6 protein-coding genes and 4 tRNA genes are annotated in these 9,041 nt (G+C 69.6%); 4 read left to right on the top strand and 6 right to left on the bottom strand.

The features are described 5' to 3' along the window. Positions 1–87: 87 nt before the first annotated feature. Positions 88–1,350 carry a glycoside hydrolase family 3 protein gene (locus ACULPM_RS07680; RefSeq protein WP_445330926.1) on the bottom strand — a complete coding sequence of 421 codons (1,263 nt, stop codon included), beginning with the start codon at positions 1,348–1,350 and terminating at the stop codon, positions 88–90. 174 nt (positions 1,351–1,524) lie between these two features. Between ACULPM_RS07680 and ACULPM_RS07675 the strand changes: the two genes are divergently transcribed. Then, positions 1,525–3,348: an acyltransferase family protein gene (locus ACULPM_RS07675; protein ID WP_445330925.1), complete on the top strand. Its 1,824-nt coding sequence runs from the start codon at positions 1,525–1,527 to the stop codon at positions 3,346–3,348. A gap of 267 nt (positions 3,349–3,615) precedes the next feature. Here ACULPM_RS07675 and ACULPM_RS07670 read toward each other — a convergent pair. The 3 genes from ACULPM_RS07670 to ACULPM_RS07660 all read right to left on the bottom strand — a co-directional run bounded on the left by ACULPM_RS07670 (position 3,616) and on the right by ACULPM_RS07660 (position 4,571). Then, positions 3,616–3,691: transfer RNA gene (locus tag ACULPM_RS07670), tRNA-Ala, on the bottom strand. Between the two features lie 2 nt (positions 3,692–3,693). Further along, a tRNA-Val gene (locus ACULPM_RS07665) sits at positions 3,694–3,768 on the bottom strand. Between the two features lie 116 nt (positions 3,769–3,884). Further along, entirely contained in the window at positions 3,885–4,571 is a 687-nt protein-coding gene (locus ACULPM_RS07660) for a biosynthetic peptidoglycan transglycosylase (RefSeq protein ID WP_445330924.1), read from the bottom strand. Positions 4,572–4,778: 207 nt separating this feature from the next. On the opposite strand from ACULPM_RS07660, the gene ACULPM_RS07655 reads away from it, so the two are divergent. The 3 genes from ACULPM_RS07655 to ACULPM_RS07645 all read left to right on the top strand — a co-directional run bounded on the left by ACULPM_RS07655 (position 4,779) and on the right by ACULPM_RS07645 (position 5,704). Next, positions 4,779–4,854: transfer RNA gene (locus tag ACULPM_RS07655), tRNA-Ala, on the top strand. Between the two features lie 44 nt (positions 4,855–4,898). Continuing rightward, a tRNA-Ile gene (locus tag ACULPM_RS07650) sits at positions 4,899–4,974 on the top strand. Between the two features lie 97 nt (positions 4,975–5,071). Beyond that, a complete protein-coding gene (locus ACULPM_RS07645; RefSeq protein ID WP_445330923.1) occupies positions 5,072–5,704 on the top strand; it encodes a class I SAM-dependent methyltransferase in 633 nt (210 codons plus the stop codon). A 182-nt stretch (positions 5,705–5,886) separates the two neighbouring features. On the opposite strand, the gene ACULPM_RS07640 is transcribed toward ACULPM_RS07645, so the two are convergent. Further along, the gene (locus ACULPM_RS07640) at positions 5,887–6,912 is read right to left on the bottom strand and encodes an alpha-hydroxy-acid oxidizing protein (protein ID WP_445330922.1); all 1,026 of its coding nucleotides are present in this window, start codon (positions 6,910–6,912) and stop codon (positions 5,887–5,889) included. Positions 6,913–6,990: 78 nt separating this feature from the next. Beyond that, positions 6,991–8,706, bottom strand: coding sequence for a proline--tRNA ligase (locus ACULPM_RS07635; RefSeq protein ID WP_445330921.1), 1,716 nt, complete (start codon positions 8,704–8,706; stop codon positions 6,991–6,993). Positions 8,707–9,041: the final 335 nt, after the last annotated feature.

Below are 9,041 nucleotides of genomic sequence, written 5' to 3'. Positions count from 1 at the left end.
TAGGGTGGGGGTGGGTGTTCTGCCCCCCCCCCCCCCCCGCTCTTCCCCCCCCCCCCCCACACCCCTGGGGAAGTCGCCCTGGACGAGCTAGCCGACGAGCTCGAGCTTCGTCCTCACGATGCGCGTCACCGACTCGTCGATGCGCTCCTCGGAGAGCTCCCCTGACGCCACGGCGTCGATGATGCCCTGATAGGCCGCCTCGAGGTCCGCGGGCATGAGGACCATGTCGACGCCGGCGAGCAGCGCCTCGACGCCGATGCGGTCATAGCCGACCTCCTCGACGACGGCGCCCATGCTGAGCGAGTCGGTGATGACGATGCCGTCATAGCCGAGCTCGTCGCGCAGGATCGCCTGCACGATCGCGGGGTTGAGCGAGGCGGGGACGTAGTCGCCGGTGACGTTGGGGAGGGTGATGTGCCCGACCATCACGAACGGGACGCCCGCGTCCATGGCGGCCTCGAAGGGGACGAGCTCGCTCGCCCTGAGCTCCTCCATCGTCGTGTTGGCCATGATGGTGCCGTCGTGCGAGTCACCGACGGCGCCGCCGATGCCCGGGAAGTGCTTCGCGCTGCAGAGGATCCCCGTGGAGAGGAAGCCCTCCACCTGCGCCCTCACGCGCGGCGCGACGACCTCGGCGCTCGCCCCGAAGGAGCGGAGGTCGAGCGTTGAGCCCTCGACGTCGGCGATGTCCGCGTCGGGCGCGAAGTCGACGTTGAACCCGAGGTCGGTGAGGTAGGACCCGATGGTCACGGCGACCTCGCGGGCCTCGTCGTCAGAGGAGACCTCACACATGTTCCCGATTCGCTCCACGCCGAAGGCGGGGTTCGAACCGACGCGCAGGACCGTCCCTCCCTCCTCGTCGACGGCGAGGAAGCACGGCAGGCCCGTGATCTCCTCGTAGTAGGCCTGGGTGTTCGAGAGCATCTCGCGGGTCTGCTCGGGGTCGACGAGGTTCTGCGCGAAGTAGCAGATGCCCCCGACCGGGTACTCCTCGAGCACGGCGCGCGTGGCCTCGCCGGCGGCCACCTGGGTCCCGACGTGCGTGAGGTCCTCGGGCCGCACGACGAAGAGCTGCGCGACCTTCTCCTCGAGCGTCATCCCCGAGACGGCCTCGACGACGCGCTCCTCGAGCGTCGGCTCGGACGGCGTCTGGTCGGCCTCAGGCTCGGACGCCTCCCCCGACCCGGGGGCGGGTCGGTCGTTGACCTCCCCGACGATCACGTCGGACGCCGCCTTCTCGTCGGGGACCCCCTGCATGAGCATGGGCCACGCGGCCCAGGCCGCGACGCCGACGACGGCGATGACAGCCAGCGCGACAAGCGCCGGCACGAACGAGCTTCTCTTGCTCATACCATCCTCTCGTTGGGTGCGAGCCTCAGGATAGCGCAACCCCACCCGATCCCGGCGCTCCGGTGTGGGAGTCTTTGAGCATTCAACGTGAGGTGCAACGTCACGTGGGCGAGGGGCTATAGAATGGCCCTTGACACCTCGCCCGACCAACGACCGCACGGAGGGCCGCCGCACATGACTTCAGGCACCAGGAGGGTCGCCGCGCTCGACGGCCTTCGCGTCCTCGCCATAGCCGCCATCATCGTCTACCACGCCAACCCCTCGTGGCTTCCGGGGGGCTACCTCGGCGTGAGCACGTTCTTCGTCCTCACGGGATACCTCACCACCCTCTCGATCGAGCGCGAGATCGCCCGCGAGGGCTCCTTCGACTACCCGAGGTTCCTGCTTCGGCGCATCGGCCGCCTTCTGCCCTCCATGCTCGTCGTCGTGGGCGCGGCCGCCGTGCTCTGCACGCTCTTCTCGCCCGCGCTCGTCTCGAAGGTCGGCTCCGACGCCGTGCCCGCGCTCCTCTTCTTCGAGAACCTCTTCTACATCGTGCGCGAGGTTCCCTACTTCGCCGCGGCCGGCCTCCCCTCGCCGCTCACGCACCTCTGGTTCGTGGGTGTCACCATGCAGTTCTACCTCGTGTGGCCGCTCGTCCTGCTCCTGCTCTCGCGCGCCGTGCGTCACAGGAGGACCGCCTGCGCCATCGTGGCCGTCCTCGCGCTCGCCTCGTTCGTCGAGATGGCCGCCCTCTACGACCCGCTCGCGGACACGGCGCGGGTGTACTACGGGCCGGACACGCGCGCCGGGGAGCTGCTCGTGGGCGCCCTCGCGGCCCTTCTCACCCGCGGGCGCGGCTGGTCGCTGCGGCTCCCCTCCCGCGGCGGTCGCGCGCGCGAGCTGCCGGGCTGGTCGTACGACCTCGTGGGTGTGGGCTGCGTCGCGGCGATCGCCGCCATGATGGCCTCGCTGAACGGCTACTCCGACGTCGTCTACCGCGGCGGCATCGCGCTCGTCTCCGTCCTCTCCGCCGCGCTCGTGGGGATCCTCAGCCGGCCCTCGAGCCTGCTTGCCCGCCTGGTCGGGCTCCGCCCGCTCGCCGCCGCCGGGGCGCGGGGCTTTGCCCTCTACCTCTGGCACTACCCGCTCCTCCTCGTCATGAACCCCGCCACGCGCACGACTGAGCTCCCGTGGTGGGGGTGGGCGCTTGAGCTCGCCGTCATCGTCCTGGCGGCGGAGGCGTCGTATCGCGTGCTCGAGAAGGGCGTGGGGGCGCCCGCCGCCCTCGGGCAGTCGCGCATGGCGCTCGGCGTCGAGATTGTCGCCCTCGTCGCGGTTCTGGCGGTCACGCTCTTCCCCGCCCCGGCGGAGCAGCCGGCGGCCCAGTCGGGCCAGCAGCAGGAGGGGCAGTCCCAGGCGGCCGCCTTCGATCCCGAGGCAGAGGGCTATGACGTCACGGGGACCTACCTCGCGGGCACCGCCTTCGCGTCGGCCCTCGACACGATCAACCGGATGAGCTTCGACGTCGACGTCGAGACGGGCGCCACGGACGCCGGCGTGCTCCTCATCGGCGACTCCGTCGCGCTCGGCACCGAGTTCGAGTTCGCCCGCGTCTTCCCCAACGGCTGGATGGACGCGGAGATCGGGCGTCAGCTGCCCGTGGGGCTGGAGGCGTACGACCGCTGCGTCTCGGAGGGCCACGGGGCCGACGTCGTCATCTTCGCGCTCGGGAACAACGGCGTGGCGCGGGAGGACCAGGTTCGCGCCCTCATCGACGCCGCCGGCCCCGACAGGCGCGTCTATCTCGTGACGACGCGCGTGCCCCTGCCCCTCCAGGACATCAACAACCAGCTCTTCTGGGACATCGCGGCACAGTATGACAACGTCGAGGTGATCGACTGGTACGGCGAGAGCGCCGGCCACGACGAGTACTTCTGGGACGACGGGACCCACCTGAGGCCCGAGGGCGCGACGGCCTACGTCATGATGCTGCGCCGCGCCGTCACCGGGCGCTGACGCCGCCCCTCAGCCGTCTGTGCCGCCCCCGTTGGCAAATCCGGGGTCGTGGCAGCGATTGTCCTGCCACGACCCCGGATTCCGCAACATGCCGAGAAGAACCCCCTGTTGGCGCCCCTCCCTTGCTGCCATAAGCCCCAAATCGCCAACGCCGGCGGCCCGGGAATTGCCACAACCCCCAAATGCGCGGCGCGCGGCTGCGCGCTCCGGGCACGGCTCAGGACGCAAAAAGGGCCGTCGGACGTATCCGACGGCCCCGAACAATCGTGGTGGAGATAAGGGGGTTCGAACCCCTGACCTCGTGACTGCCAGTCACGCGCTCTCCCAACTGAGCTATATCCCCGCTGGTGGGCGATGCTGGATTCGAACCAGCGACCCCTTCCGTGTGAAGGAAGTGCTCTACCCCTGAGCCAATCGCCCGCGCTTTTGCGCAAGGGGTATATTACCAAAACTTCGGCGTCGTCACACGAGATTTTTTCGCAGGGCGGAAAGAATGTGAGAGAGTGAAGGAGACGCCAGCTCAGGACACCTGCCCGTCAGGGACATTCGACATCGCTCCGCGTCAGGCCGTACTTCTCCATCTGGGCGAGGACGAGGTCGCGCCGCTCCCGGGCGCGCGCCGGGTCGGCCGAGAGGGCCTCGGGGTCGTTGGGCAGGCCGGCCATGAGGGCGCACTCGCAGACGCTCATCTCGCCGGGCTCCTTCCCGAGAAGGCCCCGGGCGGCGGGGCCGATCCCCGTGAGCCCTCGACCAAAGTAGGAGGTGTTCACGTAGAGCTCGAGGATCTCGGCCTTGCTGTAGCGCCCCTCGAGCTCGAATGCCATGAGCGTCTCGGCGACCTTCCTCGCGAAGTCCTTGTCCTGCGAGAAGAAGAGGTTCTTGGCGAGCTGTTGGGTGATCGTCGAGCCGCCCTGCTCGAGCGAGAGCGTGGTGAGGTCGTGCCACGTCGCGCGGCAGACCGAGATGAGGTCGATTCCGGGATGGTCGTAGAAGCGGTGGTCCTCGATGGCGACGACCGCCCTGAGATAGCCCTCGGGAAGCTCGTCCGCGCTCACGTAGCCGCCCGAGCGGCGCACCTCGTCGACGACCCGCTCGACGGGGCCCTCCTCGAGCGCGGACCGATACATCCCGTAGCCCCTGACGGCCACGACGGCGGCCGCGAGGAGCGCTATGGCGAGTAGGACCGCCAGCAGGTGGCCCAGGAGGCGTAGGAACGCCCTCATGGCCCTCCCCCTTCCCTTCTGTCCCAATTGTGCCGCACCGCAGCCCGGGGCACCATCGCCCTTGCCTGCGAAAGGGTGATGTTTTCGAAAGGTTGACCGCCTCGCGGGGACGTGGCCATCCCGCGCGCCCGTCGCCCTCCCCTGCCCGGAGAAAAATTCTCGCTTGACCGACGCGACGAGTCTGGTATAGTTTCTTTCGCACCAAGCGGGGATATAGCTCAGTTGGGAGAGCGCGTGACTGGCAGTCACGAGGTCAGGGGTTCGAACCCCCTTATCTCCACCATGTGAATGACGGCGGTGGCTTCGGTCGCCGCCTTTTTCATACAAGGGCTCTTGGCGCAACGGTTAGCGCAGGGGACTCATAATCCCTGGGTTGGGGGTTCGAATCCCTCAGGGCCCACCATGACCTCATCAGCGACGGCCGCATCGGGCCGTCGCTTTTCTTCGGCCCTATACTAAGCCCAAAGAGCTCGTTCACCGACAGACGAAGGGGTGCTCCCATGCTCGACGAGAAGGACTTTGACGACTGGGCTCCCACCTACGACGAGTCGGTCGAGCGCGCGGCCGCCGCGGGCGCCTACCCCTTTGCGGGATACGAGCGCGTCATGGACGCCATCTTCGAGCGAGTGACGGCGCGCCCCGGCGCCCGCGTGCTCGACCTCGGCTTTGGAACGGCCACGCTGACCACGCGGCTGCATGAGGCGGGCTGCGAGGTCTATGGGCAGGACTTCTCCTCCCGCATGGTCGAGATCGCCCGAGCGAAAATGCCCGACGCGCACCTCTATCAGGGCGACTTGGCGAGCGGCCTCGTCCCGGAGCTCGCCGGCGCGAGCTACGACGCCATCGTTGCCACCTACTCGCTGCACCATCTCGATGACGCGCGCAAGGCCGCGCTGATCCGGGGGCTTCTCCCCCTTCTTGCCCCAGGAGGGCGCCTCTACCTTGGCGACGTCGCGTTTGAGACGCGGGCGGAGCTGGATGCCTGCAGGTCCCAGGCCGGCCCCACCTGGGACTCTGACGAGGTCTACGTCGTCTACGACGAGCTGCGCGCGACGTTTCCCGCGCTCACGTTCGAGCGGATGTCGCCCTGCGCGGGGCTGCTCACGCTCCCCGCGCCCGACCGAGCGGCCTAGGCGTCGCGGGCCGGCACTCATGAGTGCCGGCTGGAGCAGGGCCGACGAGCCAGAGGTGCGGGGTTCTTCTCGCCCTTTGCCGAGAAGTGCCGGCTGCGGCCGTAGCCCCGGCCGGCACTCATGAGTGCCGGCCCGAGGAGTTCGCGGCTTGCGCGAGTAAAACTCGGGACGAGAGGAACGGGCTACTCCCAGAGCATGTCGCGCGTGATGTCGCCCACCGTGGCAGCGCCGCACATCTCCATGGCGTCCACGAGCCCGGAGCGGAGCTCGCGGAGGTACGCACGAACGCCGTCCTCTCCCCCGCCGAAGGCGGCAACGACGAAGGGCCTGCACACGAGGCAGGCGCGTGCGCCGAGCGCGAGCGCGCGGAAGACGTCGAGCCCGCTGCGGACGCCGCCGTCGACGAGCACCTCGACGCGATCTCCCACCGCGTCGACTACCCTGGGGAGGACCGCGGCGGTGGCCGGGGTCCCGTCGAGCACGCGCCCCCCGTGGTTGGAGACCACGATGGCGTCGACGCCCGCATCCGCGGCCCTGATGGCCGCCGCCGGCGTCATGACGCCCTTGAGCACGAAGGGCACGCCCGCCTCGTGGCATCTCGCGGCGACCTCCGCGATCTGCGCGGCCGACTTCGCGCCGGCGGGAGGCACCTGGCCGCGCAGGAACGGAAGCCCCGCGGCATCGATGTCCATCGCGACCGCCGCGGGGCGCGACGCGAGGGCCTCGTCGAGCTTCTCGGCGAGCGTGGCCTCGTCCCAGGGCTTGACCGTGGGGACGCCCGCCCCGCCAAGCTCGCCCACGAGGCCGCAGGCCTCCCGCATGATCGTGGCGTCCAGGCCGTCGCCCGTCCAGGCGAGCGTCCCCTCCCCCGCCGCGGCGGTGAGGACGCAGCGGTTGTACGAGACCGTGTCGTACCGGTCGCCGTAGTGGCGCTGGACGTCGCCGACGGGACCCACTATCACCGGCAGCGAGAGCTCGCGCCCCAGCACCGTCGCGCGCGCGTCGGCCGAGAAGGGCCCGTGCAGGGTGTCCATGTTGACGCACAGGCCCTGCCAGGCGCGCCAGTTCTTCTCGGCGACGCGCCCCGCGCCCTTGTCGCCGGGCCCGGGCATCACGCCCGCGCACGCGCGGCCGTCGCAGACGGGGCACGCCCTGCAGAAGGGTCCGATGTTTCCGCGCGCCGACGCGGCGAGCTCTGCGTAGCTCATGGGGCTCCTCTCGATAGAAGGGTGCCCCGGCAGGATGGGCCGGGGCACGCGTGCAAAAGTGCCTGTCCCCTTTGCACGCTAGGCGCGGGCGGGGACGATACGCTCGGCGAGCCAGGAGACGAGCTCTCCCATCGGCACGTCGAGGCGCTCGCCGGTCTCGCGGACCTTGACCTCGGCCATGCCGTTGGCCACGCCACGCTTGCCCAGGATCACCTGGTACGGGATGCCGATGAGGTCGGCGTCGGCGAACTTGACGCCGGGACGCTCCTTGCGGTCGTCGAGAAGGACCTCGAGGTCGGCGGCGCAGAGCTCGTCCACGACCTTCTCGGCAACCGGCGTGACCACGTCGTCGTTCACGGCGAGCGGAACGACCTCCACCTCGTAGGGCGCCACGCAGACGGGCCACGAGATGCCGTGCTCGTCGTTGTGCTGCTCCACGACGGCGGCCAGCGTGCGGGAGACGCCTATGCCGTAGCAGCCCATGAGGAAGGGGCGCTCGACGCCGTCCTCGTCGGCGAAGGTGGCGCCCATGGACTCGGAGTACTTGGTGCCGAGCTGGAAGACCTGGGAGATCTCGATGCCGCGGGCGCTCTTGAGCGCGGCGGCGCAGTGCGGGCAGGGGTCGCCCTCCTTCACGCTCACGAGGTCGACCCACTCGTCGACCTCAAAGTCACGGCCAGGACGGGCGCCGGTGTAGTGGTAGTCGACCTCGTTGGCGCCGCAGGCCCAGCTCTGGCTCTCGCGCAGGGACTCGTCGCAGACCAGACGGATGCCGTGCGGAAGCCCCACGGGCCCGATGAAGCCCTTGTGCAGGCCGGCCAGCTCGAGCTCCTCGTCCGTCATGAGGTGATAGGCGCCGAAGAGCTTGCCCGCCTTGATCTCGTTGAGCTCGTGGTCGCCGGGGACGATGGCCACGACGTTCGTGCCGTCCTCGGCCACGAGCGCGAGCGACTTGCGGGTGCCGTTCTCCGGGAAGCCGAAGAACTTCGCCACGGCCTCGATGGTGCCGAGGCCGGGGGTGTGGACCTTCTCGAGCGTGCCGTCCCCGGGGCCCTCGGTCACGGGCACCTTGGTGGCGGCGGCCTCGACGTCAGCAGCGAAGCCGCAGTCGCAGTAGACGAGCTCGGCCTCGCCGGAGTCGGCGAGCGCCATGAACTCCACGGAGGTGTCGCCGCCGATCTGGCCGGAGTCGGCCACGACGGGGAGGGCATAGATGCCGCAGCGCTCGGCGATACGCGCGTAGGCGGCCTTCTCCTGCTCGTAGCACTCCTGCAGCGACTCCTGCGTGGCGGAGAAGCTGTAGGCGTCCTTCATGATGAACTCGCGGCCGCGCATGAGGCCGAAGCGCGGGCGCATCTCGTCGCGGAACTTGTCCTGGATCTGGTAGAGCGTGCAGGGCAGCTGCTTGTAGGAGCGCAGCTCGTTCTTCACGAGGTCCGTGAAGGTCTCCTCGTGCGTGGGGCCCAGGGCAAACTCGCGGCCGTGACGGTCGGCGATGCGCATGAGCTCGGGGCCGTAGGCGTCCCAGCGGCCGGACTCGTGCCAGAGCTCGGCGGGCGTGAGAATCGGCACCATCATCTCCTGGGCGCCGATGCCCTCCATCTCGTCGCGGATGACGGCCTCGATCTTGCGGATCGAGCGCCAGGCGAGCGGCAGGTAGCTGTAGAGGCCGGCGGCGGTCTTGCGGATCATGCCGGCGCGCAGCAGCAGCCGATGGCTCGCGAGCTCGGCCTCGGCAGGGTCCTCCTTGAGCGTGGGGGCGTAGAGCGCCGACATCTTCTGATAACGCTTCACGTGCGGTTCCCTTCTGTGGGTCGTTGCAACGCCCCTGATTCTACGACATACGGGCGAGAAGAACGGGCGGGGTCGTAACTCAACCTCCGCCTCCTTGGCGGGGCTGACCTCCGGCGCTCAGACAGCTTCGGCGCAAAGGGCGCGCCTGCAGAACTCGCGGCGGAGGTCAGCCCAGCCGGGGAGGCGGACAGCTCGTCACAACGTATCGGTAGCAGATTGTAGTTGAGCAGGCACCGGGGGGGGGGGGGGGGGGGGGGGGGGGGGGGGGGGGGGGGGGGGGGGGGGGGGGGGGGGTGGGAGCGGTGTCTTTGCGATGTGGATGGGCGGTGTCGCAT

This window comes from Thermophilibacter sp. ZX-H3 (assembly GCF_052599055.1).
This window is presented reverse-complemented; position numbering and strand designations above follow the sequence as displayed.